1 protein-coding gene is annotated in these 251 nt (G+C 66.9%); it reads left to right on the forward strand.

Annotated features, from left to right (window positions below; genetic code table 11):
• Positions 1–251 (forward strand): hypothetical protein (locus Q4528_RS15030; protein ID WP_303522490.1); only part of this gene is annotated, 251 nt, incomplete at both ends.

Raw genomic sequence — 251 nt, forward strand, 5'->3', positions numbered from 1 at the left:
CTGCTGTGCGAGGCCGACGAAATGCGTCGCGGGCGTCGCTGGCTTGAAGGGAAACTTTGGTCGGGCCGCTCCCAGGTTCAGGCCGCCGGCAGCCTGCGACAGACCCTGACCGAAGTGCGCCAGGCGTTGCACCCGGATACCGACATCTTTGGGGCGGATCGGCTGGATGTCTGGCTGGATGCCAACCGGATTGTGACCGATCTGGCCCCCGGATCGCCCCTGCGCGCCGCCCATCGTGACCTGTTAGAGGG

Origin of the sequence: Staphylococcus pasteuri, assembly GCF_030547725.1 — a bacterium.
Classification (GTDB): domain Bacteria; phylum Bacillota; class Bacilli; order Staphylococcales; family Staphylococcaceae; genus Staphylococcus; species Staphylococcus pasteuri.